Origin of the sequence: Bacillus oleivorans (assembly GCF_900207585.1) — a bacterium.
GTDB classification, from domain to species: Bacteria; Bacillota; Bacilli; order Bacillales; family JC228; genus Bacillus_BF; species Bacillus_BF oleivorans.
In genome coordinates, this window is sequence record NZ_OAOP01000002.1 from 438,976 (window position 1) to 463,478 (window position 24,503).

The following is a 24,503-nucleotide window of genomic DNA, read 5'->3' on the forward strand; positions in this document are numbered from 1 at the left end:
TTCCAAAAAAATATTGAAAAATGCTCATATGAATGTTTTAATAAAACCAAATCAGGCAAAACATACGGTGGTTGAACATTTAAACTTTTGGAAGACTTATTGGAGAGCACTGTACTAATACAAACAGAGAATTAGGACTGTTTTATTTTTGGCTTTTTTGAGAAACGGTGTTTCTTATTACAAAACAGGTGGTGTTGTAATGGCTGGCACAGAACTTTTTTCAAAATTAAAAGATGTTTTGCCAGAAATTCGAGTGGAAATAAAAAATAATTCAAATGATTTACTCGGTAATAACGGTCAAGTCACTGTTTATCCGAAATCAGAAAAAGAAATCTCTGAAGTCCTTAAGTTAGCTAACAATAACGGAAAAAAAATCTTCATTGAAGGAGGGGGTACAAAAAGAGGGTTTGGCGGTCAAATGGAAACAGCCGATTTTTTATTATCAATGGCTCACTATAAAGGGATAATTGAGCATGCAGCCGGTGATATGACATTAACTGTAAAATCTGGTACTCCTTTTAAAGAAATACAAAACTATTTAGCGGATTATAACCAAAAGATTGCCCTAGACCCATCATCGCCAGAACTGGCAACCATTGGAGGGATTATTTCTGCAAATGAAAGCGGTCCCAAACGTTTGGGCTATGGGTCGGCAAGAGATACAGTTATTGGATTGAGAGTCGTATATCCAACCGGAACCGTTATACGGACTGGAGGCAAAGTAGTAAAAAATGTGGCCGGCTATGATATGAATAAATTATTTGTAGGTTCAATGGGCACTCTCGGCGTCCTTTCTGAAGTGACAGTAAAGCTAAAGCCGCTGGCTAAATATGAAAGTCTTGTACTTCTTTCATTCCCAGAAGGAAATCTTGAGGAGATCCGGTCATTTGCTGTTTCACTTTTAGATTCAATGATGGAGCCTGTCGCATTAGAACTATTAGGACCCTCGCTATCAGAAAGGCTGACAGGTCGAAAGCAATATACTTTGGCGATCAGCTTTGAGGATGTGGAAAGCTCTGTCCATTATCAGGAGGAGTTTGTTAAACAGATAAAGCCTATGAGTACAAGAATCACCATTCATCAACAAAATGAAGCGAAAGACTTCTGGGATGCTTTTCATATCATTGCACCAAAAGGTAAATCAGGGGCTGAAACTGAGGCTGCTCTAAAAATCGGAGTTGTGAACCTGGATGTTCTTAAAGTTATAAAAGAAAGTCATGTTTTACAGGATATTCATAATCTTTTAATCGATGCCCATGGCGGATTGGGACATGGGTTGTGTCAAGTATACCTGAAGGGAGCAGGCGAAGATATTCTATCTGCCATTAATGATTTAAGAGAATTTGTTAAAAGCTTAGGCGGATACGTAATTGTGAAACACTTACCCTTTTCACTTAGACAAAAAACAAGTGTTTGGGGTGATAAACCTTCCTACTTTTTCCTTCTAGAAGGTATTAAAACAAAAGTGGATCCAAATCGGACTCTCAACGATAAACGATTTGTGGGAGGGATTTAAATGAGAATTAAAGAAAGTGATTTACAAAAGACACCTGCCTGTACATCAGGCAGCCTAAGCAATTATTTATGGAACGATCCGCCTGATGAAAACAAATGGGCTGATTGTGTGCATTGCGGGATGTGTCTGGAATCATGTCCAACTTACGAGTTAACAGGACAGGAACAGCATTCCCCACGCGGACGTGTTTATCTTATTAAATCAGTTGCTGAAGGTAAGCTTGAAGTTAATGAGCAGTTTATGGATCCTGTGTTTGCCTGTTTAGATTGCCGGGCTTGTACAACAGCTTGTCCTGCTGATGTCGATGTTGGAGGGCTGATTGAAGAGGCACGCGGTCAAATTCGTCAGGCAATACCTTTTACAGGCATGAAAGGAATAGTAAGTAAATTTTTCCTTGAAGGTTTGTTCCCATATCATAGTCGTTTAAATGCAGCAGGCAGCTTGTTGAAATTTTATCAAAAGAGCGGATTGCAGAAAGTTGTACGCAAATCTGGATTTATCAACATTATGCCAAAGCATTTAGTGCAAATGGAAGCGATTATGCCGGAAGTAAAACAGTCCGTCAGAAAAAAATATAAGAATGAAGAAGTGATTAAGGCTAAAGGGGAAACAAAACATCAAGTAGCACTCTTAACTGGATGTGTCATGGATGTTATGTTTAGCGATGTAAATGAGTCGACAATTAATGTATTAATACGTAACGGCAATAACGTTGTGATTCCTCAAAATCAAACATGCTGCGGGGCCTTACATGTTCATGCAGGTGACAGGGAAACTGGGAGGAGGCTTGCCAGGCAAAATATCGAAGCATTCAAGGATGAGGAAAAAATTATTGTAAATGCAGCAGGCTGCGGCTGTATGTTAAAGGAATATGCAGAACTATTTCGGGAAGAGCCTGAATGGCGAAAAAGAGCGGAAGAGTTTTCCGCAAAAGTAGAAGACATATCAAAGTATCTTTATGATACCGGCTATGAAAAACCGAAAGCAGAAATCAAAACTCGGATTACTTACCATGATGCTTGTCATTTGGCTCATGGCCAGGGTATACGTCAAGAGCCGCGCGATTTATTGCTTGATATCCCTGGAGTTGAAATGGTACACATGCCAAATTCCGACCGTTGCTGTGGAAGTGCCGGGATCTATAATATCACAAATCCAGATATGGCTAGTGAAATTCTGGACAGAAAAATGGAAAATGTGCCTGAAGATGTTGAAATGATCTCTATGGGCAACCCTGGCTGTATGCTTCAGATGGCCATGGGAGTGCAAAAGTATGGGAGGAACCAAAAAGTTGTCCATACTATTCAGCTGCTAGATTGGGCCTACCAAAAAGAAGATCGTGAAAAGGATGAGAGCTAATGGTGCGATTGAAAATGAAAACAAAGGATAAGCATATACAGAATCTTGCTGAAATAGTAGGAGGAGCCCATTCCATTCTTTATCAAAAAGAAGATTTAATCGCCTATGATTGTGATGGTTTTACCCTTCATAAGCATTTGCCGAAAGCGGTTGTTTTCCCAAAAGATACAAAGGAAGTAGCAAAACTGGCAAAATATTGTTCGGAAAACGGTTTGCCATTTTTGGCCCGCGGAGCCGGAACGGGTTTGAGCGGCGGAGCTATTCCAGTCAATGGAGAGGTCATTATCAGTTTAGTCAGAATGAAACGTCTATTAAGCGTAGACTTAGAGAATCGCCGTGCGGTAGTAGAACCAGGATTTGTTAATCTTAAACTGACAAACTCGATCTCTGACAAAGGCTATTATTATGCTCCAGATCCTTCCAGCCAATATTGCTGTACAATCGGAGGCAACGTAGCAGAGAATGCCGGCGGAGCACACTGCCTAAAATATGGCGTAACCACAAATCACATTCTCGGTTTAGAAGTAGTTTTACCAAATGGGGAAATCATTGAAATAGGTCAAAATGGGATTCCTGATGCACCTGGATATGACTTGCTTGGCTTATTAACAGGTTCAGAAGGGACATTGGGAATAGTCACAAAAATAACGGTTCGAATCTTGAAAAATCCTGAAGCAAAACAAACGGTATTAGCTTATTTTGATCACGTTTCAGATGGAAGCCAGGCCGTATCAGATATTATTTCTAAAGGGATCGTCCCTGCCGCTCTAGAAATGATGGATAAAACAGCCATTGAGGGTGTTGAGGCAGCAGCATTTCCTGTTGGTCATCCTAAGGATATAGAAGCTCTTTTATTAATAGAAGTTGATGGTATTTCGGCTGGAATCGAAGAGCAGATCAATGAAATACTTGAGGTATGTAAAAGCAGAAATGTCCGTCAAGTAAAAGTAGCAGAAAATGAACAAGAACGTGCAAGATGGTGGGCCAATCGTAAAACGGGCTTTGGTGCAATGGGAGCTATTTCGCCTGACTATTTAGTACAGGACGGTGTCATTCCAAGAAGCAAATTGCCTGAAGTATTAAACAGAATTAACGAGATCAGTAATGATTACCAACTGCGTATTGCGAATATCTTTCATGCAGGTGATGGCAATCTTCATCCACTCGTATTATTTGATGCAAGAATTCCTGGGGAAACAGAAAAAGCCTTAAAAGCAGGCAGTGCCTGTCTGCAAGCTTGCGCAGATGCAGGCGGATCCATTACAGGCGAACATGGTGTCGGGATTGAAAAGAGAGAAGAAATGCGTTTTATCTTTAAAGATGAGGAAATTATTGCGCAAACCGATATTCGGGAAGTTTTCAATCCTCACAATCTATTAAATGGAGGAAAGCTTTTCCCAAGTCCGGGAAGATGTGTCGAAATAAAGAAAGAAATAAAGGCTGCAGCAGGATCATGACCAATTATCAATGTTTAAATCAAAAGTAGTTTGGCATGGTATTTAAACAGTAAAGCAGAATTTTATGAAAATTATTGAACTTTGTTTAGCTGCATGATATTCTTTTTAAAGAAATAATGAAACGGTGTTTCTTAATAAGAAACAAAATGGATCAAAGTAATGATAATCGTTAGGAGGAAAAATAAATGAGTCATTATGTAAATGCAGGGAATTTGCAGGTAGCTTCAATTTTCTATGAGTTTATCAATACCGAAGTGCTTCCTGGGAGCGGTATAGAGGCTGACAAATTTTGGACTGATTTTGGAACTTTAGTACATGATTTAACGCCCATAAATAAAGAGCTGCTAGCCCGGCGGGATGGGCTCCAGGCCAAATTGAATCATTGGCATAAAGAACATAAAGAAAATTTCAATTTTGATGAATATAAGTCATTTCTGCAGGAGATCGGATATTTAGAACCAGAAGCTGAAGATTTTGTCATTACGACAGAAAGTGTAGACGATTCAATTGCTTTACAAGCTGGCCCGCAATTAGTCGTTCCGGTAAATAATGCACGGTATGCCATTAATGCGGCTAATGCCCGATGGGGAAGCCTATATGATGCCCTTTACGGAACAGATGCGGTCAGTCAGGATAACGGGGCTGATATTCAAGACTCCTATAACCCAGTACGCGGTGAAAAAGTGATTCAGTTTGCAAGAGAATTTTTAGATAAAGCAGCGGCGTTAACTGAGGGATCTCATAAACTGGCTATACATTATGCCATTGCGGATGGAAATCTAGCTGTAACACTGAGTAATGGCACGGTAACGGGATTAGCTGATCCGTCGAAGCTGATAGGCTTCCAAGGACAGCCTGACAACCCATCTGCAGTATTGTTAAAGAATAACGGTTTACATCTTGAAATTCAAATCGACCGAAGCCATCCAATTGGGAAAACCGATGATGCAGGAATAAAAGATATCCTGCTGGAATCAGCTGTTACTACAATTATGGATTGCGAGGATTCTGTTGCTGCCGTAGATGCGGAAGATAAAGTTCTTGTTTATCGCAACTGGCTGGGACTTATGAAAGGTGATTTAGAAGCAGCTTTCACAAAAAGCGGCAAAATAATGACGCGCAAATTAAATCCTGACAGGGTTTATCAAACTCCAGCCGGGAATGAAATCACGCTGCCAGGACGATCCCTGTTATTTGTACGTAATGTTGGCCATTTAATGACCATTAATGTCGTGTTAGATCAAAATGGCGAAGAGATTCAAGAAGGTATATTAGATACGGTGGTTACAAGCTTAATTGCTAAGCATACTCTTCTCGGAAATGGAAAATACCAAAACTCCAAAAAAGGGTCTATTTATATTGTAAAACCGAAAATGCATGGTTCCGAAGAGGTTGCCTTTGCGAATCTTCTATTTGACCGGGTGGAAGATATGCTTGGTTTAGCGGGAAATACTCTTAAAATTGGTGTAATGGACGAAGAACGGCGCACATCTTTGAACTTACAAGCATGCATCCGTGAAGTTAAGGATCGGGTCGTTTTCATTAATACTGGGTTTTTAGACAGAACCGGTGATGAAATCCATACTTCAATGGAGGCAGGACCAATGATTCGCAAGAATGACATGAAAGGAACCACATGGCTAAACGCCTATGAAAAGTCAAATGTTAATATCGGTTTAGTCAGCGGATTCCAAGGGCGGGCTCAGATTGGAAAAGGAATGTGGGCCATGCCAGATATGATGGCTGAAATGCTTAAACAGAAGATTGGCCATTTACGCGCTGGCGCCAATACAGCATGGGTACCTTCACCAACCGCGGCGACATTACACGCTTTACATTATCATGAAGTTGACGTCACAGCCGTCCAAAATCAATTAGCAAAATCAGCTGCAAACCTGCAGGATGAAATCTTGGAGATTCCGGTTGCTAAAAATCCGAATTGGTCTCCTGAAGAAATTCAGCAAGAATTAGATAATAATGCCCAAGGAATTCTTGGCTATGTAGTCCGTTGGGTTGAACAGGGCGTTGGGTGCTCAAAGGTACCAGACATAAATAATATTGGACTTATGGAAGACCGTGCCACATTAAGGATTTCCAGTCAGCATATGGCTAACTGGCTCCATCACGGAATTTGTACGAAAGAACAGGTTATGGAAACATTAAAACGAATGGCAAAAGTGGTTGATGAACAAAATGCGGGTGATCCTGATTATCGGCCAATGTCAAAGGATTATGATAATTCCGTTGCCTTTCAAGCTGCCTGCGATTTGATATTTAAGGGCTATGACCAGCCTAACGGCTATACTGAGCCAATTTTGCACCGCCGCCGTATCGAAGCAAAAGCTAAATACCCGATTAAACAATAGGATTAAATTTCCACAGTCTGCTGTCTTAGTATTCAAATTAAATGCCAGGTACCTCCATTTCATGTATATACGAAAAAAGCCATGTAAACCTAATTTGGAGGTGCTTTGGCACATTTTGTTTTTGAACAAATTCTGTAAGCTGAAGGGAGTTGTTATTCAATGAAATTTATTAGATTTGCTGTAAACTCGAAAATTTTAACAGGGGTTCTTCAAGATGAGATAATTAGAGAGATTAAGGGAAATATTTTTGAAAACTGGAATTATACGGGCAATACTTTTACTCAGGACCAAATTAGGCTTCTTGCACCATTAGAGCCAAATCAAATCATTGGCATTGGTGCTAATTATGTGTCAAAAGCTGAAGATCTTCCTAGTAAATTGCCAGAAATTCCAGTGTTTTTCTTCAAACCAACATCTTCAGTCATTGGACCTGAAGAGGAAATTGTAATTCCAGCTGGAATTGATCAGGTAAAATTTGAATCGGAATTGGCCGTCATAATTGGAAAAGAGGCAAAAAATGTCCCTGAAGAAGAGATTCTCGATTATGTGTTTGGTTATACTGTCGGAAACGACGTAACGGCACCTCAATTCTTCCATAAGGACGGACACTGGACTGTCGGAAAATCCTTTGATACTTTTACTCCAATAGGCCCAGTAATTGAAACGGACCTTGATCCTTTTCATGTTCATGTTGAAGCGAGACTTAACAATACTGAAAAACAAAACAGTTCTACCAAACTAATGATTATTCCCATTCGGAAAATGATTTCTTATCTTACAAAAGTGATGACATTGAAGACGGGTGATGTTATTTTGACAGGAAGTCCTGTCGGAGCAGAATTTGTTCGTTCAGGAGACGTTATTGAATGTGTAATTAAAGAAATCGGCACATTAAAAAATACATTTGTATCATTAAAGGAAAGTGTGAAATCTTATTAAAAGTTTTTGGCTGTTTTTTCTGAGATTGTTGCTTTAAACAACAGTATCACGAAGAGTGGATTGTAGCGGAAGGCAAGTGCCTGTAGCGAAAAGGAACGGTCAATGTTCACACCTGAAAACAACAAACTTTACGAAAACAGCCTAGTTTTTAAATGCCAGGATGTATTTGTGCTATAATCTTTCTAATACGTTAAGCACCAGAGGTGAAAGTTCGTGGATCGAGAAAATATGGTTAAGTCTGTAAGCCGCGCATTAGATATTATTCATCTGGTAAGTTTGAAAAAAAGCGGATTAGGAGTAACAGAAATCGCCAATCAAATAGATATAAACAAAAGCTCAGTATATCGAATCCTATCAACGCTCGTTAAATATGGATACATTGAGCAAAATAATGAAACTGGCCGTTATAAGCTAGGACTTAAATTTATAGAGATAAGCTCTAGGCTTCTGGAGTCTATTGATTTAAGGGAAGAAGCAAAACCCTTTTTATTAGAACTTGAAAAAGAAACAAATGAGGTTATACATCTGGTCGTTTATGATCAAGGTGAAGTAGTTTATATTGAAAAGTTAGAAGGAACTGAAATCCTCCGGATGCATTCAAGGGTTGGAAAAAGAGCACCCATGCACTGTACATCAGTAGGGAAAGCCATCCTGGCGCATTTGCCGACAAGTGTCATATTAGATATTCTTGAACGAAAGGGATTACCAAAACATACTGAAAATACAATTACCAATAAAGATCAGTTTTTGAAAGAACTGATGCTAGTGAAACAGAATGGCTTCGCCCTTGACTTAGAAGAAAATGAATACGGAATTACTTGTATTGCCGTACCAATTTTTGATCATTTAGAAAAAGTCATTGCTGCAGTGAGTGTATCTGGACCAACCATGCGAATGTCAGGAGAAAGAATGGAACACCTTAAACTTCGAATGCAGCAAATCGGGAAACAAATTTCTTCAAGACTAGGGTTTGTAAATACAATGCAGTAAAAAACATAAAAAATGTTCTCTTTTCTATGAGAAGAGAACATTTTTTTATTGTTTAGGAATATAAAATTTTCGATTTTGTTTTCCATAAGAGGGTAAAAAACTTGTTTAAAAAATTGGTAGTGCGGGTCTAAATCACGTTCTATCGGTCAAAATTGGTTTCTGCGGGTCAAAAATCCGTTCCTTTATTTTATTATTTACAATTTTCTAAAGATTGTTGAAAATGAAGTGAAACCTTGTATAATATTAGATAGGATCAGGTACATCGCGAAAAAATGTTAATTAGCTATGTATTTGGTGTTGCTTATTCCGCAATAAAACAGAAACGTTGTTTCTTATTACCAAACAGAAAGGAGAAAATGTCTTATGAGTACTGGAATGTTAGCTTTCTTATCACTTCTTCCCATCTTAGTAGTGGCGATTTTCTTAGTAGGTCTTAAATGGCCGGCCAGTAAAGCTATGCCGATTTCATATTTAGTTGCTATTGTGCTGGCATTGTTTGTTTGGAAGGTACCAATGGCTAATGTAGCCGCAGCATCAGTTAATGGTCTTGTCGTAGCAGGGACATTGCTGTACATTATTTTTGGCGCGATTCTATTATTAAACACACTGCAAGAAAGTGGCGGTATTAAAACGATTCGCCAGGGATTTACTGATATTTCTGAGGACAGACGTATTCAAGTAATAATTATAGCTTGGCTGTTTGGATCCTTTATTGAAGGAGCTGCAGGTTTTGGGACGCCAGCTGCAGTAGCAGTGCCATTATTGGTTGGATTAGGGTTCCCTGCGATGGCAGCCGTTGTTGCTGGCATGGTGATTCAAAGTACACCGGTTTCATTTGGAGCAGTAGGTACACCGATTCTTTTAGGAGTTCAATCAGGATTATCTGCAGATCCAAGCATTACTGACAACTTCCTTTCATTAGTCACTATGATTGGAACAAAGGTTGCGCTTCTACATATGCTTACAGGCACACTTGTCCCTCTTTTTGTTGTGGCATTAATGACTAGATTCTTTGGAAAAAATAAATCATTTACGGAAGGAATTAAGGTTTGGAAATTTGCGTTATTTGCTGCCTTTGCCATGACCATTCCGTATATTATTGTAGCTAATCTGCTTGGGCCAGAGTTCCCATCTATGCTAGGCGGATTAATTGGTCTTGCAATCGTTGTTACCGCGGCTAAAAAAGGATTCCTAATGCCGCCAAAGGACGAAGTCTGGGATTTTGATGAAAAATCAAAATGGGACCCGGAATGGGTTGGCAGACTGGAAATTAAAGACATTGCCCACAAAAGCGGCAGTATAAGCATGATTCGGGCATGGACACCGTATGTATTAGTTGGATTATTTCTTGTATTGACAAGATTGGAAGCGCTTCCTATAATGGGGTGGCTTCAGTCGTGGACGGTTTCATTCAAGGAAATGTTTGGTACTGGTATCACTGCCAGTTTCCAGCCATTATATTTGCCAGGCACCATCTTTATTGTCGTATCACTCATTACGTTCTTTATTCATGGGATGAGTGGAAGCGCATACAAGCGGGCATGGGCTCAATCTGGAAAAACAGTTGTGGCTGCTTCAACAGCACTTGTTTTTACAGTGCCAATGGTTCAAGTGTTCTTAAATACAGACGGCGGAGCAGCTGGCTTTGACCGGATGCCGATTGAATTAGCAAACGGCGTTGCGGCGTTAACAGGAGAGTTTTGGCCATTAATTGCAACATTTATTGGCGGGTTGGGTGCATTTATCGCAGGAAGCAATACGGTAAGTAATATGATGTTCGCATTATTCCAGTATGATGTCGGTTCACAGATCGGAGTAGATCCTACATGGGTAGTCGCTCTTCAAGCAGTAGGGGGAGCCGCTGGAAACATGATTTGTGTTCACAACGTCGTTGCAGCCTCAGCGGTAGTAGGTTTAGTAGGGAAAGAAGGAGTAGTCATTCGAAAAACATTGTTCCCATTCACGTATTATGCCTTATTTGCCGGATCAATTGGATATTCGATAGTGTGGTTTTCGCAAAAGGGAATCTTCAATCTTGGATCGTTTATCGCTTTAGTAATCATTGGAGCAGCGATTTATATTGTTGCAACCAACCATAAGCGTGCGGCGCTTCTAATAAGCGATGCGAAATCAGTAAATGTTAAATAATCTGCTAACAAAAGTACTTCATAGACTATTTTTAAATAAATCAAATCTTTAGCCACTTTTAAAACGCAAGGAATTTAAAGTTCAAATTCCTTGCGTTTTTTATTTTTTGTTCTCTTTAAAATAATCTCTCTCATTTTTAAAACGATTTATTTGGCTAACTTACTTCGAGGAAAACTAGTAGTAGGTAACAATGTTTTTAGCAAAACTAATAACTAGCTGATATGGTTTATAGTATCGGACGGTGGAATTTATGGTAATGAGTCAGGTCAAATCAATTGATTTAAAAGGAAAATTGGAATAAAATGTGTCTCTGTATTAATAGAGGTGACAAAGTATGAAACCAATTTTAGAATTAAAAGAATCAGTACGCATTCAAGTTCACCAGCTGGAATCAGAATGTGAACGGATATGCGAAAAGATCTTAAATGACTATAGTCAAAAATTTTCAAAATTAGGTGTTACGTTAAATATTGAACTCGTTCGCACACGCAAACAATATGAAGTAAACCAAGATCAATTGTTTTCAAAAGATTATCATTCCTTTATTGAAATCGGAATTGAAAAGAAGCATGAGTATTTTACTAATACCGTTGTGTCTATTTGGAAATGTAAAGAAGAATGGTTTAATCTTGTTGGCTATATCACAGAAAGTTCTAAGCAAAATATTGAACAAAACATCAAAGAAGTTATACACGAAATGATTCTTGATTTAAAGGAAAGTAACTAGAAGTAAATATATTGATCTATCCCTTTTAGATCGTATAAGATTGGTGATTTTTTCACAGTATGATGTCTTTCTTTACGGTTAGACTAAATGCATCAATGCTCGAGGAAAAGAGAGATAAAATGTGAAAAAATTACTTATTTTATTGGTGATGTACATTACGTTTTTTTCATCATTTCTTATTTCTAAAGCAAATGTTGAACCAGATCCAGATTCAATCCTTTCTTTTCAGATTGAAATGTTAAGGTGGGACGAAGTCAATAAATTGCTTCCTAAGTACTCAACCTTTAAGGTTGTTGATTTCGAATCGGGAAAAAGTTTTATGGTTCAACGCAGGGCTGGCCATTATCATGCGGATGTTCAGCCGATTAGTCATAGAGATACTAAAATAATGAAAGAAATCTATAACGGGGAATGGAGCTGGAAGAGAAGAGCGATTCTTGTAGCGGTTAATGATGAGTGGATTGCGGCTTCCATGCATGGGATGCCGCATGGAGCAGGTGCGTTAAAAAATGGATTTCCGGGGCATTTTTGCATTCACTTTTATGGCAGTAAAACGCATAGGTCCAATGATACAGATTTATCTCACCAGCTCATGATTTTAAAAGCTTCAGGAAAATTAGATCAATATGTTTCTGAAGCAGGTCCGGAAGAGATTGTAGAGATTTTTTTTGCCGGTCTAAAACAACGTGATGCCAAAATAGTGGAATCGGTGCTTATTCCAGGACAAAAAATTGATTGGGACACTGTTTGGAAAGAAATGAGTAATATTAGCCTCAGACAATTCTCCATTAATAAGCATGAGTCTTCGTCCATTTATATTGAAGTTCCCGTCAAATATGAGTGGATTCATCGGGATATTGGCAGAAAGGTATATGATAACGAATTGTTTCTTGTTAAGCTTTCACCTATTAGAGGGTGGAAGGTGGATTCAGAATGGCTGACGGATGGTGAGTATTAAGCCTTACAACTTACTTATACCTAACAGTAAATGTACTAAGCAAGAAAAAAGGCTGGGCTACGTAAGCTCAGCCTAAGATTCACCAAATTTGATGAACATTCTTTCATCCTCAACCAGTCCACACGCTGCACACTGTACTTTCAAATCAGGTCCCCGATAAGCAATATGAAAAGGTTCCAATTCATCGTTTGTATAGCGCTGTACGATATCACCTGTTTGCGGATCTAATTTAACTGGTTCCGCCTGCTGTTGAATAATATTAAACCTTGTTCGATTTGTTTTACAGTTCGGACAACGATAAGGTACTGCCATAATGATACCTCCTTTAAATGTTTCAATCATTAGTATTTGAAGAGTGGACGTATATATGTAAATTTTCATAAGGAAAGGATAAAAAATGAACGCACAGGCTTTACTTAATAAGTTTTCTAAGGTTATTCACAATCGGAACATCCTTGAAGACCTAGAACCTAAAGAACAATTACAAACCTGGATTAAAGAGGATCTATTAGATTTGCATACACATCCGCGGCTAAGGAAGGATAAGAAGCATAGATTCTTTCTTGCAATCAAAAAAATAATCCGATCCGACCTTTTAGAACCAGCAGATAAGACCGAGCTTATTCAAATTTATATAGATACAATGGAAGCGATTGATGCTAATGAACACAGCAACAAATGATAATTAAATGTAAAGTCTGTAACATTAGAGACTGCTTTAAAAATGTGTCAAGTTTAAATTTCGCCCAATATTAATCCATTCCATCTATTTTCCACCAGCTGGTGAATGTTTTGGGGGTTTTTGTTTTTTTTACCAGTAGGCTGCTTGTCCCACGATATACATAGAATTATAGCGTTTATCCTGATTTTTTTCAGAAGAATCTTGAAGTTTGATAGGTCTTTTTGCATAAATGGAAGTTTGTCCCAAAATTATTACAAAAAACTGATGGTATGATGTTGTTGTAAGCAAAACGCGAAAAAACATCAAGGAGGCAAACTCATGAAAAAGTCATGGATCATTTCTGCAGCTGCAGCAGCTACTCTTATTTTTTCTGGAGCAGCAACAACAACAGCAGATGCTGCTGAAGTAAACGTACAATCTAAGGTATACACATACCAATTTAATAATATGAATCAAGCAAACTCTTATATTCAAAATCTATTAAGTCAGTACGGTATCCAATGGAACCAAGTAAAATGGAATGTGCCTACTACACAGGCTCCAACTCAAGCACAACCTAAAGCTCAAACTCCTGCACCTGCTCAACAGCCTGCTGCAGAACAACCAGCAAAACAAACAACTACTAATACAGCTGCAAGTGTTTCTCAATTTGAAAAACAAGTTGTTGAATTAACAAACCAAGAACGTGCAAAAGCTGGTCTTGCACCACTTCAATTAGATGAGAACCTAAGTAAAGTAGCTAAAGCTAAATCTCAAGATATGCAACAAAAAGGTTACTTTGATCATAACAGCCCAACTTACGGATCTCCATTCGATATGATGAGAAGCTTTGGTATCCAATATAAATCTGCAGGTGAAAACATTGCTATGGGTCAACGTTCTCCAGAAGAAGTAGTACAAGCTTGGATGAATAGTGCAGGTCACCGTGCAAATATTCTAAATTCTAGCTTTACTCATATTGGAGTTGGATATGTAGCTAACGGTAACTACTGGACTCAAATGTTTATCGGAAAATAATAGTTGCAACCTTTAAACCTCAGGGACTTCCCTGAGGTTTTTTGCATTTTGAAGTATTTTTTTCATCATACTAGAAGTAAATGATAGAAAAAGAGGTGCTATCTATGCGTATTCGAAAGGCAAGCCAAAAAGATTTAGAGGCTATTATGTCGATCATTCAGGTTACAGTGAAACTGATGGAAGAAAACAAAAATGATCAGTGGACTGGCGAATACCCGCAAGAGGATGATTTTCAGTCGGATTTAAAAAAAGATCACTTATATGTTGCAACTTTGCAAGAAAGGGTGGTCGGCTGCATTACGATTGATCAGGAAGAGCCTGAAGAGTATTCTTTCGTTAACTGGAGAAGAAACGGAGATGCTTTCCTTTTTCACCGGCTGGCAGTCGACCCGGATACAAGGGGAGAAGGGATTGCTTCCAAGTTAATCTCATTTGCCGAGAATGTTGCGATTAGCCATAATGTATTTTATATAAAAGTAGACACCTATTCCCTTAATAAAAAAGCCCAAAAGCTTTTTGACAAGCTTGGGTATGAAAAGCAGGGGGAAATTTTTTTATATGGCAAGAAAGAGCCATTCTATTGTTATGATAAAATTTTACATACTTCAATATAAATAGGTTAATATGGAGGAAGTTCGATCTCTGTCTCTTGCCACTCAACACTTTTAGGCAATTTAATTTCAAGGATGTTATCCTTAAAGACAGTTTTCGCTCCTTTTTTTCTGACGAGGGAGGGAAGATGAATCATCCAAGTATCCCCCTCCTCCGGAGCATCTGTGATCATACACTGGTTTCGGGTATAACTAATTTTCATTTTATCAAGCCAGCTTTTATCTTCTATCGTCAGACGAACAAATACATCTTCATGGGTCTCAAATACCTTTTCTGAAAAAGGGGATAAAGATGGGTTTGATGTTCCTTGATATGGTCGATTATTCCATGACGCTGGATTATTCATGATTTCTTTAAATTGAGGCGGAAACATTTGGTTCATCATTTGATCAACATATTTCTGAAACTGTTCCGGGCTAAATGGTCCGCCAATTGCGTTTTCATTTTGCTTGCCGAAGGGCATTTTCCAGTTCCATGGAAACATAATCTTCCCTCCTTTATACGTTAATATTTTGAAATGGTGTATAAGCACTCATCTATTAATGGGTTTTTTTAGAACCATATTTCTTAGGGATAAGCTGAGGTTGAGGAGCAGTACGAAGTCTTCAACCTCATAAATCTGTATTAATATCGTATGCTTATGAAATTGAACTGTTAATCTGGGACAAAATCTGCTAAGCTAGTTGTTATTTGAAAAGAAATCGATTCGGTATTACTATAAAAGGACAAAGGGATAAGGAGCGCATGTATGGAGAAAAAATCGGCTTTTATAACAGGAGGAACGAAAGGCTTAGGGAAACGAACGGCAGAAGCTATGGCAGCGATGGGATATGATCTTTATCTTAATTACCGCACCGAGTACCCAGAAACACGTGCATGGGTGCTAAGGCTGCAGCATACATACCGGATTCATGTTGAATTAGTTAAAGGTAATATGTCTATACTTGATGATTGTAAAAGCGTGAGCAGGCATATTAGAGATCATGTGCCGAATTTAGCAGCCGTTATATTGAATGCAGGGCCTTATATCGCTGACCGAAAGCTATTAGCGGACTATACTGAGAATGAATGGAATGAATTAGTGAACGGCAACCTTTCCTCAGCCTTTTATATTTTAAAAGAGTTAATTCCTGTATTAAGACAGAATAAAGGACGAATTATTACATTTGGTTTTGACAAAGTCGAGTCTGCTCCCGGTTGGATGTTCCGTTCAGCATTTGCTGCTGCTAAATCTGGACTAGCTTCATTAACTAAGTCAATCGCCATGGAAGAAGCTGCGAATGGAATAACAGCCAATATGATATGTCCCGGTGATATAACCGGTGAATGGAAAGAAAAAATGATTGAGGAAGCCATCCATTTTCATGATCCTAAGAAACCGGTAGGGCGACCAGGAACAGGTGAGGATATTGCAAGAATGGTAACATTCCTGTGTGATGAAAAATCTGATTTTATAACAGGTTCTATTTTTCAAATCAATGGCGGACAAGACGTTTTATCTAAGTCCAGCAGAGAGGGAAAATAGGCAATTATAAAGGGTCGGACCTTTTAAAAAGCCAGACCCCGATATTCTTCTGATCAGGAAAAGGAGCTTACGTCTGAAGCTCTTTTTCTTTTTTGGATGTAATACAGGCGGGAACCGAGCAGTAAGGCTCCAACACTTAATCCTATTGTTAAGCCAATCCAATATCCATAGGCTTCCAGGGAAGTGAATTCAGCTAATAGATAACCGGCGGGCAATCCTACAATCCAATATGCAAAAAAGCAAATCCAAAATGTTACATTTACGTCTTTATAGCCCCTAAGCGCTCCTTGGATTGGGGCCTGAAGAGCATCTGAAAGTTGAAATAGGATGGCAAACAGTAAAAAATTTGCTGTTAATTCTAGCACAATCGGATTTTCTGTATAAATTGCTGCAATATCCTCCCGAAACTGATAGAGAATAAAAGACGACACAAAAGCCATACAGACCGCAAAACTGATGCCAAGCCAACTATATTGGAAGGCATCATGCAACCGTTTAGCCCCTACTTCAAAACCGACAACAATCGTTAGTGCCATCGAGATACTTAAAGGAAACATAAACATCACAGCGGAAAAGTTCATCGCAGCCTGATGGGCAGCAATGGTCATCGTATCATAATTACTCATAAGCAAAGTAACCGCAGAAAATATACTTACTTCAAAAAAGATGGCAAATCCAATCGGAATGCCTATTTTTAAAATCTCCACAAAAGACTTTAGACTTGGAGCCGGCAAGGCAGAGAAAATCTTATATAACGAAAAGGGGTGCTTTTTTTGAACGATCCAAATCGCTATCCCAAGAACAAACCAATATGTTATGGCAGAAGCAACTCCGGCTCCGACACCGCCTAATGCCGGAAACCCAAACTTACCAAAGATGAACAAATAATTTAAGCTGACGTTTATGGGTATAGACAGTAAAGTGATCATCATGCTCACCTTGGTCTGGCCAAGAGAGTCAATAAAACAGCGAATAACTTGATATAAAAATAAAGGAACGATTCCAAATGAGAGGGCAATTAAGTAATTTTTAGCTATGTCCCGTACTACAGGCTCAATATTCATTGCATTTAGAATCGGCTTTATCCCAAAGCTCCCTATAACGAAGACCGCTAGAGCCATTATGATTCCTAAATATAATCCCTGCTTCACCTGATAAGATACTTCAGATTGCTTCTTGGCTCCGAGCAGCTGTGCAGCAATCGGCGTAATAGATAATAAAATACCAGTTAGCCCAGTATAGACTGGCACCCATATCGACGAACCGATTGCGACTCCAGCCAAGTCCTCTGCTGAAAATTTTCCGGACATTGTAGTATCGAAAAAATTAATCGAAGATAACCCAATCTGTGTGATAAAGATTGGAATAAAAATATGAAAAAATTGCGTGAATTTTTCCCTTAAAGTATGTGTTTGCAGCATTCTTCCAATCCTCGCATGTTTTAATATAACCTTACCCTGATGAAGAATTATATCATATGCCTTCATATTTTGCTTCTGAACATTTTACTCTAATCTAATACGATTTTGATAATGCCAGTTCTATGACTCTCTCTCTAGCATACATATAAATTAAAGGATGAAAGGGGAAAGAATATGGCATACATTGGGACAAAGGGATGGTATATCCAGCAATTAAAAGAAAAAGGGATCTATTATCACCCTACTGAAAAAAAGAAATTAGAACTATATAAAACATTCGTGGTTCGGAATTTATATTTACAGCTTACATCCAAACATAATCAGGATTAAATTACTTATAATAAAAAGGACGGGTGCAGCTTGTATTCAAGCATCCGTCCTTTTATTGCCTTTTACTCTTATTGTAAAAGAAAAAGTATAGTCCGCGTAATAATATATACTGGAAAATGAGTATTTAGAGAGTTGGTTTTTAGGCTTCAAGGGCAGGGAAATCTTCATTATGATCCATTCTTTTTAGGTGAAGTAAGAATAAATCTTTGGGGATTTCATAAAGATCGAAAATCTCTTCTTGTGGAGATGGATTTAGCTTACGGTAGATGGCAGGTCTTAAGTTATTGACTTTTAAACAATAAGGTAATTTCTCGGCTGCCTTTTTTGACCGGACATTTTCTTTGCGAATTCTCATCCAGACGGTTTCAATACCTAAATCTAAAAACAATTCGTTAAAAAATGCGTCTTTAGCTAATTTATTATAACCCTTGCCATGATAGGGTTTTCCTATCCATGTTCCCAGAAAACCCGAATTATCTTCGATGTCAAATAGATTGATCGTTCCAATCGGGCTGCCCCATTCGTCTGTAATGGTACGGGATATTAGCTTTCCTTGTTCTTCAGCTTCAATCGTCTGTTTCGTTATAAACACATATTCCTCATATGAGGAAGCCTTTTGCCGTACAAATGGAAACACTTCTGGATGTATCATAAGTTCAAAGAGTGTATGAGAGTCGTGGATATTACGTTTTTTTAGCATAAAATATACCCTCCTTTTTAATCGAGGGCATACCTCATTTAAGTGTACCCCACCCTCGAAATTTTAAAGTGCAAAATTTCGGGGTGGGAATCGAACCCACTAGAACCAGATTAACTGGTGGCTCACCATTTGCCTTCCCTAGTGCTATATTCAATTTAATTCTTTTCTTTTGTATCATACAAGATTTTTCAAGCGATGAAAATAGGGAAAATGTTAACATTTCGTAAAAAAATTTGACAAAATGAGGAAAAATGTCGATTAAATTCTCTTGTATACGATTTCTCCATTAATAATTGTCATACTCGGTTTCGCCAAAAAGGAGAAAGGGTGATCATTCCACAGCACCACATCAGCATCTTTATCTGGCTCTATACTTCCCACCCGGTCATCTACCTGTAAGTTTCTTGCTGGAATAATGGTAATCCCCTCAAGAGCTTTTTGTCCTGAAAGTCCTTCCCGAACCGCCAACGCAGCACAAACGTTTAAATATTGGAGCGGTGTATACGGGTGGTCTGTTGTAATAGAAACCTCGATTCCCCGATCATTAAGAGACTGGTACGTATACCAGCTTTTATTTTTCAATTCAACTTTTGAACGCCTCGTCATCGTCGGACCAACGGAAACCTTTAAGCCGACAGGCAATTCATCAACAACCAGATGACCTTCGGTACAATGTTCAATTCGCAGATCAAGGTTAAATTCTTCGGCAAAGCGAACGGCCGAAATAATGTCATCGGCCCGGTGTGCGTGAATCCGAACAGGAATTTCCCGATTTAGCGCCATTAAAATCGGAGCTGTACGAACATCTTCAGGATTCCCATCTGTCTTGGCTTTATAAAAAGCTTCTCTTAGCATCCCCATTATTCCCATCCGGGTAATCGACTCCTTGTTACCCTGTGAGTGCATCCGTTTCGGATTTTCTCCTAATGCAATTTTAAGCCCTGCGATATCTTTAACAATCATATTATCGATATGCTTTCCAGCCGTTTTGATTACGGATGTTGTACCCCCAATTACATTTGCACTGCCGGGCATAACATGGACAGTGGTAATTCCATATCGAATGGCGTCGCTAAAAGCTGGGTCTAAAGGGTACACTCCATCTTTGGCGCGAATATGTGGGGTTATTGGTTCAATCGTTTCGTTTGCATCATTTCCGGCCCAGCCAGTTCCTTCATCGTACAAACCCAAATGGGTGTGAACGTCAATAAAACCAGGGAGCAAATATTGTCCTGTCCCATCTACAATCGAAACTGAAAGAGGAGAGGTTATATTTTCTCCAATTTTTTTGATTTTTCCATCTTGAATTAATACATCCTGGTTATCTAACGGATCTGAAGTAACGGGGATCAAAGTAACATTCTTTATTAACAGTGTGCTCATGCTTTCTCCTTACCAGTAATATTCATAGAGTTTAGCTTATTGTAGCATGAGACATTTTGTTGCCACTATTATTTTTTTCGTAAGCTTCTCTTTTTGATTAAAAAGTATAGTAGCAAAGAAGATATTGCAAAAATGATCAGGTGCTTCATATATCTTCCTGCCATATTTTCGAGCGATGCCCAATTTTCACCCAAACTCATGCCAAGCAATAAAAAAAGAAGAGTCCATGGTATCATAGCGGCAATCGTATACGATAGGAAGGCAGAAAACGGCATTTTCCCAATGCCAGCAGGGATTGAAATCGCATGACGCACAATTGGAATAAAGCGGGCAAAAAAAATAACTGTTGGTCCGTATTGGTGAAACCATTTTTCTGACTTAGAAAGATGATGCGGTGAAATAAAGATCCATTTTCCAAAACGCTCGATAAAGGGTCTTCCTCCGTATAATCCGACCCAGTAGAGAAAGACTTGGGCAATTGTACCGCCAATAATGCCAGCAATCATTGCATTCAAAAAAGAGAGATGATTGCTGTAGACGAGATATCCCCCATAACCTAGAACGATCTCACTTGGAATCACCTCTACCATTAATCCGAGCAGAATCCCCCAAAAGCCAAAGGATTGCAGTAAATGAAACAATTCATGAACCCATTCCATTATCAAGATCCACCCCTCAATAGATTACATGATGCCAAAGGCTTGCAAGGTTAGGACGAAACCGCCAAGGACCCAAACATACACAGCAAATATTTTTAATGACTTCTTTTTTAAGATGTGGAGCATAGTCACAATCGCGAAATATCCGAACAATGCTGAACTGATGGTTCCGACTAAAAGGCTGGAAAGGGAAATAGATTCAATTGTTCCTGCGAATAACTCCTTGCTTTGCAGCAATATCCCGCCAAAAATCGCAGGAATGGAAAGGAAAAAGGAGAAGTATGCAGCTGTTTCACGATCGAGTTTTCTAAAGAGACCGGCTGCAATTGTCAAACCCGATCTGGAGAGGGCAGGAAAAATGGCAGCAGCCTGAAAGGTTCCAATAAAAACAGCGTCTTTTATCGTAATGTCTTCCATTTTTTTAGCACCATTTCGAATCGAATCCGAAAACCAAAGAATCGCCCCAGTAATCATAAACTCCCAGCCTAATGTCACTCCTGTTTTAGAAATCGCATCAAAGTAATCTTCAAACAAGAGCCCTACGATTACAGCTGGAATGGTCCCGATTGCTAATAAGAAAGATAGCTTATGAAAGGGGTTCTTTAAGATCATCACTAATTCATTTTTATAAATAACTAAAACCGCAAGCAGTGTTCCAATGTGAAGCATCGTATCTAAAAAAAGTCCTGCATTTTGAAGTCCAAAAAATTGTCTGCCAAGAAATAGGTGACCTGTACTGGATATCGGTAAAAACTCGGTTAATCCTTGAATTAATCCAAGAAAAAAAGCTTCTATTTTAGACAAGATTCTCACCACACATAATTGGAGTTATCAAAAAATAGAGGTAAGTCCTAACCATGGACAAACCTTTACTCCATATGTATTCAACTTGAGCACATACCATGACAAGGAATCTTTATTACAGATGATGAATCATACTTTTTATACAAAAAAATAGAGTAGATCGGCCGTCTACTCTTTAAAATAGTCTTCAAATTCTTTTGGATCATCTGGCAATTTATTTTGTAAATATGGATTTTCTTCAGTAATATTTTCTGGGTCTAGATTAGATTTAATCACGAGCATCGGCTGTTTATTTCCTTCTGCAATCAAACGGTCGTTTAATTCCTTAAAATCTTCCATATCAGGGCTCCCAGGCTTTTTTGGTTCCATTCTTCGCACCTCCTTACTGATTAGCATGCAGTACATGGAGAAAAATATGTACAGGAAGGCACGAGACCCGAAAAATTGTAGTACAATATACACCTGGAATACATTTAGAAATGAGGAATTTCAATGGAAGAAAATGCAGCCCGTCTGGCTCAGAAACAATTGGATGCCTATAACAGTCAAAACCTAGAAGAGTTTTTAACGGTTTATAGTGAAGATGTAGAAGTATTAGAATTCCCCTCCAATAAGCGAATGTATTCGGGGATTCAACTGATGAGAGAAAGATATGATTCACTCTTTAAAAACAATCCTAACCAACATGCAAAGCTTCTAGCGAGGATAGTTAAAGGAAATATGGTTATCGACCATGAATATGTAACTGGCAGAGCGAATGGGGTTGAAGTAACTGCGATAGCAATGTATGAAATCATTGGGGATAAAATTGCAAGAGTTTGGTTTGTAAAATAATGCATGAGCATCTGAGGGGAACCTGAGATGCTTTTAAATAGGACGCGAACGAGGTTCTAAAGGACCCGCTTAGACTGGATAAACGATGAAGAGTCCTTAATATGGCTTTTACAGGACCAAATTGGAAGGAAAAGAGGAGGAGGGTCCTTGAAGGAGTTTCTAAAAAACAGAACTGGCTTGAAAAGGTAAGAAAAGTCGCATATTCCCCTCGAATGTTCATCCTCAGTTCAAAAACTAAAAACCCTACGTATGCAAATGATCTTTTTGTTATTTTCTATTAATTTTTCATAGAATCATAACAAAAATCATAGTTTAAAGTAAGACGCATTGTATGGGAGTCGACAAAAAGATGAATGAAATTTATATGGATATCACAAACCAATATATAAAACAAAGTCTTAGGTTTATGCATATAGCCCTGCTGGTTTTATTGATATGTATCAGATGGGATATTCCACATGCGATTTGGATAATATCTCCTTTGGTGACGTTTAGTTTAATAAGCGGATACATGTCCTATCTTTACAATATCAGAACAAACGATACAATTGCAGAAAAAGATGAGCGTGCCGAAAGGATTAAAACAAATGATTATATTTCGCTAAAGGATGGGATATCTGTTTATTTTGTAGATCCGGTCGGACGTAAAGAATACACCGTCCGAAACCGTGGAAAATCTATTTTTACGTTATACAATCAAAGAAATTTTCCGGTTTGCACCATTCAAAAAAGTCCTTTATCTGCCTCGCCTTTTATTATCCGTAATCACAAACAAAAGCTAATTGCTGCTTATATAGAAGGCAGCACTCCATCACATCTTATATTTAATGGGAAAATCATCATTAAAGATGAATCTTTTACAATCAAGCAAATCCATTTACATCATTTTTGCTTAGAATCAGAATCTAGGGAAAGAATTGCTTATGTCCAAAAAGGCTGGATGCCAACTTTATGGCAGAAGCGGTTTCCAGCCAATGCACCAACTATTACATTTAAAGATGATACAGATATGGAAAGAAGAGAAATTTTGCTTCTAGTGATCGGTTATATTTTTTTGCAAAAATAATATAAGCAGATTACATGCTTTTTAAAAAGTTTTTTGTTATGATGAGAATAATTCGATATGATTCCTTCGGGGCAGGGTGAAAATCCCGACCGGCGGTGATGAGCGATAGCTCTTAGTCCGTGACCCGTATTGCGATACGGTGGATTCGGTGAAAATCCGAAGCCGACAGTGAAAGTCTGGATGGGAGAAGGAAAACGAGCGTTTAAAACGCTTATTTAATTATGGACAAAAATGCCCCGTTTTGCTAAAAAGCGGGGTTTTTTATATTATTCCTATAAAAAGTGTCCGTAAATACAGTTTATTTGGAAAAGCTAAAGCTAAAATTTCCTCTATACATAAGGAGGTGTGTGGGATGTTTACTGGCATTGTTGAAGAGATTGGGACGATCCGGGAAATTAAACAGGGTAAAGAGGCAATGACTCTTACCATTCAAGCAGCGAAAACGATGGAGGATATCCATCTGGGAGACAGTTATTCCATCAACGGGGTCTGTTTAACCGTGACTTCTTATACGAAAGAATTGTTTACAGTGGATGTAATGCCTGAAACGTTCCATAACACAGCACTTTCAAAATTAAAAGTAGGATCGCTCATTAATATTGAAAGAGCCATGGCTGCGAATGGCAGGTTTGGCGGCCACTTTGTCTCTGGTCACGTTGATGGGGTCGGAACATTAGTGGGCCGGACGGAAAGAAGTAACGCGATTTATTTAAGAATTAAAGTACCCGAACATATCGAACAATATTTAGTCCATCGCGGTTCTATAACCCTTGATGGCACTTCGTTAACGATCTTTTCGATTGAGAACAGTGTGATTACCGTTTCCTTGATCCCCCATACAGCAAATGAAACCATATTAGGACGGAAAAAAGTAGGAGATCTGATTAACGTTGAAGCGGATTTACTTGCAAAATATATTGCAAGCCTATTAAACAACAGGAGCCAGTATAAAGAAAATAAAGGGTTATCCCTTTCATTTTTAAATCAGCATGGGTTCTTGTCTTAGCGAA

26 protein-coding genes and 1 riboswitch are annotated in these 24,503 nt (G+C 38.5%); of the genes, 18 read left to right on the forward strand and 8 right to left on the reverse strand.

Annotation, left to right across the window (positions count from 1 at the left end):
• Window positions 1-199 precede the first annotated feature (199 nt).
• The 9 genes from CRO56_RS05745 (at window position 200) to CRO56_RS05785 (ending at window position 12,460) form a co-directional block, all read left to right on the forward strand.
• Window positions 200-1,516, forward strand: a complete 1,317-nt coding sequence (locus CRO56_RS05745; protein WP_097157657.1) for an FAD-binding oxidoreductase — start codon at window positions 200-202, stop codon at window positions 1,514-1,516.
• The gene (locus tag CRO56_RS05750; RefSeq protein WP_097157658.1) at window positions 1,517-2,875 is read left to right on the forward strand and encodes a (Fe-S)-binding protein; all 1,359 of its coding nucleotides are present in this window, start codon (window positions 1,517-1,519) and stop codon (window positions 2,873-2,875) included.
• Window positions 2,875-4,332, forward strand: coding sequence for an FAD-linked oxidase C-terminal domain-containing protein (locus tag CRO56_RS05755; RefSeq protein WP_097157659.1), 1,458 nt, complete (start codon window positions 2,875-2,877; stop codon window positions 4,330-4,332). The genes CRO56_RS05750 and CRO56_RS05755 overlap by 1 nt, the downstream gene beginning before the upstream one ends.
• Window positions 4,333-4,517: 185 nt before the next feature.
• A complete protein-coding gene (locus tag CRO56_RS05760; RefSeq protein ID WP_097157660.1) occupies window positions 4,518-6,698 on the forward strand; it encodes a malate synthase G in 2,181 nt (726 codons plus the stop codon).
• Window positions 6,699-6,857: 159 nt separating this feature from the next.
• Entirely contained in the window at window positions 6,858-7,637 is a 780-nt protein-coding gene (locus CRO56_RS05765) for a fumarylacetoacetate hydrolase family protein (protein WP_097157661.1), read from the forward strand.
• 213 nt (window positions 7,638-7,850) lie between these two features.
• Window positions 7,851-8,627: an IclR family transcriptional regulator gene (locus CRO56_RS05770; protein ID WP_097157662.1), complete on the forward strand. Its 777-nt coding sequence runs from the start codon at window positions 7,851-7,853 to the stop codon at window positions 8,625-8,627.
• Between the two features lie 363 nt (window positions 8,628-8,990).
• Entirely contained in the window at window positions 8,991-10,775 is a 1,785-nt protein-coding gene (locus CRO56_RS05775; RefSeq protein WP_097157663.1) for an L-lactate permease, read from the forward strand.
• 334 nt (window positions 10,776-11,109) lie between these two features.
• Window positions 11,110-11,502, forward strand: a complete 393-nt coding sequence (locus CRO56_RS05780; protein ID WP_097157664.1) for a hypothetical protein — start codon at window positions 11,110-11,112, stop codon at window positions 11,500-11,502.
• Window positions 11,503-11,623: 121 nt separating this feature from the next.
• On the forward strand, window positions 11,624-12,460 hold the full coding sequence (locus tag CRO56_RS05785; RefSeq protein ID WP_097157665.1) for a hypothetical protein: 837 nt from the start codon (window positions 11,624-11,626) through the stop codon (window positions 12,458-12,460).
• Between the two features lie 72 nt (window positions 12,461-12,532).
• On the opposite strand, the gene CRO56_RS05790 is transcribed toward CRO56_RS05785, so the two are convergent.
• Window positions 12,533-12,772, reverse strand: a complete 240-nt coding sequence (locus CRO56_RS05790; protein WP_097157666.1) for a DNA alkylation repair protein — start codon at window positions 12,770-12,772, stop codon at window positions 12,533-12,535.
• Between the two features lie 85 nt (window positions 12,773-12,857).
• On the opposite strand from CRO56_RS05790, the gene CRO56_RS05795 reads away from it, so the two are divergent.
• The 3 genes from CRO56_RS05795 to CRO56_RS05805 all read left to right on the forward strand — a co-directional run bounded on the left by CRO56_RS05795 (window position 12,858) and on the right by CRO56_RS05805 (window position 14,773).
• Window positions 12,858-13,142: a hypothetical protein gene (locus CRO56_RS05795; protein WP_097157667.1), complete on the forward strand. Its 285-nt coding sequence runs from the start codon at window positions 12,858-12,860 to the stop codon at window positions 13,140-13,142.
• A gap of 318 nt (window positions 13,143-13,460) precedes the next feature.
• Complete coding sequence (locus tag CRO56_RS05800; RefSeq protein ID WP_097157668.1) at window positions 13,461-14,159, forward strand: CAP domain-containing protein; 699 nt, start codon at window positions 13,461-13,463, stop codon at window positions 14,157-14,159.
• A 104-nt stretch (window positions 14,160-14,263) separates the two neighbouring features.
• Window positions 14,264-14,773 carry a GNAT family N-acetyltransferase gene (locus CRO56_RS05805; RefSeq protein WP_097157669.1) on the forward strand — a complete coding sequence of 170 codons (510 nt, stop codon included), beginning with the start codon at window positions 14,264-14,266 and terminating at the stop codon, window positions 14,771-14,773.
• Between the two features lie 5 nt (window positions 14,774-14,778).
• Here CRO56_RS05805 and CRO56_RS05810 read toward each other — a convergent pair whose 3' ends face one another.
• Window positions 14,779-15,255: an Hsp20/alpha crystallin family protein gene (locus CRO56_RS05810; RefSeq protein ID WP_097157670.1), complete on the reverse strand. Its 477-nt coding sequence runs from the start codon at window positions 15,253-15,255 to the stop codon at window positions 14,779-14,781.
• Between the two features lie 264 nt (window positions 15,256-15,519).
• Here CRO56_RS05810 and CRO56_RS05815 point away from each other — a divergent pair, with 264 nt between their 5' ends.
• The gene (locus CRO56_RS05815) at window positions 15,520-16,296 is read left to right on the forward strand and encodes an SDR family oxidoreductase (RefSeq protein WP_097157671.1); all 777 of its coding nucleotides are present in this window, start codon (window positions 15,520-15,522) and stop codon (window positions 16,294-16,296) included.
• A gap of 53 nt (window positions 16,297-16,349) precedes the next feature.
• Here the strand turns inward: CRO56_RS05815 and CRO56_RS05820 are convergent, their stop codons facing one another.
• Complete coding sequence (locus CRO56_RS05820; protein WP_097157954.1) at window positions 16,350-17,717, reverse strand: MATE family efflux transporter; 1,368 nt, start codon at window positions 17,715-17,717, stop codon at window positions 16,350-16,352.
• Between the two features lie 174 nt (window positions 17,718-17,891).
• On the opposite strand from CRO56_RS05820, the gene CRO56_RS05825 reads away from it, so the two are divergent.
• Complete coding sequence (locus CRO56_RS05825) at window positions 17,892-18,047, forward strand: DUF2639 domain-containing protein (RefSeq protein WP_097157672.1); 156 nt, start codon at window positions 17,892-17,894, stop codon at window positions 18,045-18,047.
• A 139-nt stretch (window positions 18,048-18,186) separates the two neighbouring features.
• Here the strand turns inward: CRO56_RS05825 and CRO56_RS05830 are convergent, their stop codons facing one another.
• The 5 genes from CRO56_RS05830 to CRO56_RS05850 all read right to left on the reverse strand — a co-directional run bounded on the left by CRO56_RS05830 (window position 18,187) and on the right by CRO56_RS05850 (window position 21,962).
• On the reverse strand, window positions 18,187-18,747 hold the full coding sequence (locus tag CRO56_RS05830) for a GNAT family N-acetyltransferase (RefSeq protein WP_097157673.1): 561 nt from the start codon (window positions 18,745-18,747) through the stop codon (window positions 18,187-18,189).
• A gap of 258 nt (window positions 18,748-19,005) precedes the next feature.
• Complete coding sequence (locus tag CRO56_RS05835; protein ID WP_097157674.1) at window positions 19,006-20,130, reverse strand: amidohydrolase; 1,125 nt, start codon at window positions 20,128-20,130, stop codon at window positions 19,006-19,008.
• A 68-nt stretch (window positions 20,131-20,198) separates the two neighbouring features.
• Window positions 20,199-20,789, reverse strand: coding sequence for an undecaprenyl phosphate transporter UptA (uptA, locus tag CRO56_RS05840; protein ID WP_097157675.1), 591 nt, complete (start codon window positions 20,787-20,789; stop codon window positions 20,199-20,201).
• Between the two features lie 24 nt (window positions 20,790-20,813).
• Window positions 20,814-21,596, reverse strand: coding sequence for an undecaprenyl-diphosphate phosphatase (locus tag CRO56_RS05845; protein ID WP_179714201.1), 783 nt, complete (start codon window positions 21,594-21,596; stop codon window positions 20,814-20,816).
• 165 nt (window positions 21,597-21,761) lie between these two features.
• Window positions 21,762-21,962, reverse strand: a complete 201-nt coding sequence (locus CRO56_RS05850; RefSeq protein WP_097157677.1) for a hypothetical protein — start codon at window positions 21,960-21,962, stop codon at window positions 21,762-21,764.
• A gap of 123 nt (window positions 21,963-22,085) precedes the next feature.
• Here CRO56_RS05850 and CRO56_RS05855 point away from each other — a divergent pair, with 123 nt between their 5' ends.
• The 4 genes from CRO56_RS05855 (at window position 22,086) to ribE (ending at window position 24,499) form a co-directional block, all read left to right on the forward strand.
• On the forward strand, window positions 22,086-22,427 hold the full coding sequence (locus tag CRO56_RS05855; protein ID WP_097157678.1) for a nuclear transport factor 2 family protein: 342 nt from the start codon (window positions 22,086-22,088) through the stop codon (window positions 22,425-22,427).
• Between the two features lie 101 nt (window positions 22,428-22,528).
• Window positions 22,529-22,708, forward strand: a complete 180-nt coding sequence (locus CRO56_RS05860) for a hypothetical protein (protein WP_097157679.1) — start codon at window positions 22,529-22,531, stop codon at window positions 22,706-22,708.
• 68 nt (window positions 22,709-22,776) lie between these two features.
• Complete coding sequence (locus CRO56_RS05865) at window positions 22,777-23,493, forward strand: hypothetical protein (RefSeq protein WP_097157680.1); 717 nt, start codon at window positions 22,777-22,779, stop codon at window positions 23,491-23,493.
• Window positions 23,494-23,551: 58 nt separating this feature from the next.
• Window positions 23,552-23,689: riboswitch (FMN riboswitch) on the forward strand.
• Between the two features lie 156 nt (window positions 23,690-23,845).
• Window positions 23,846-24,499: a riboflavin synthase gene (gene ribE, locus CRO56_RS05870; RefSeq protein ID WP_097157681.1), complete on the forward strand. Its 654-nt coding sequence runs from the start codon at window positions 23,846-23,848 to the stop codon at window positions 24,497-24,499.
• The last annotated feature ends 4 nt before the right edge of the window (window positions 24,500-24,503 follow it).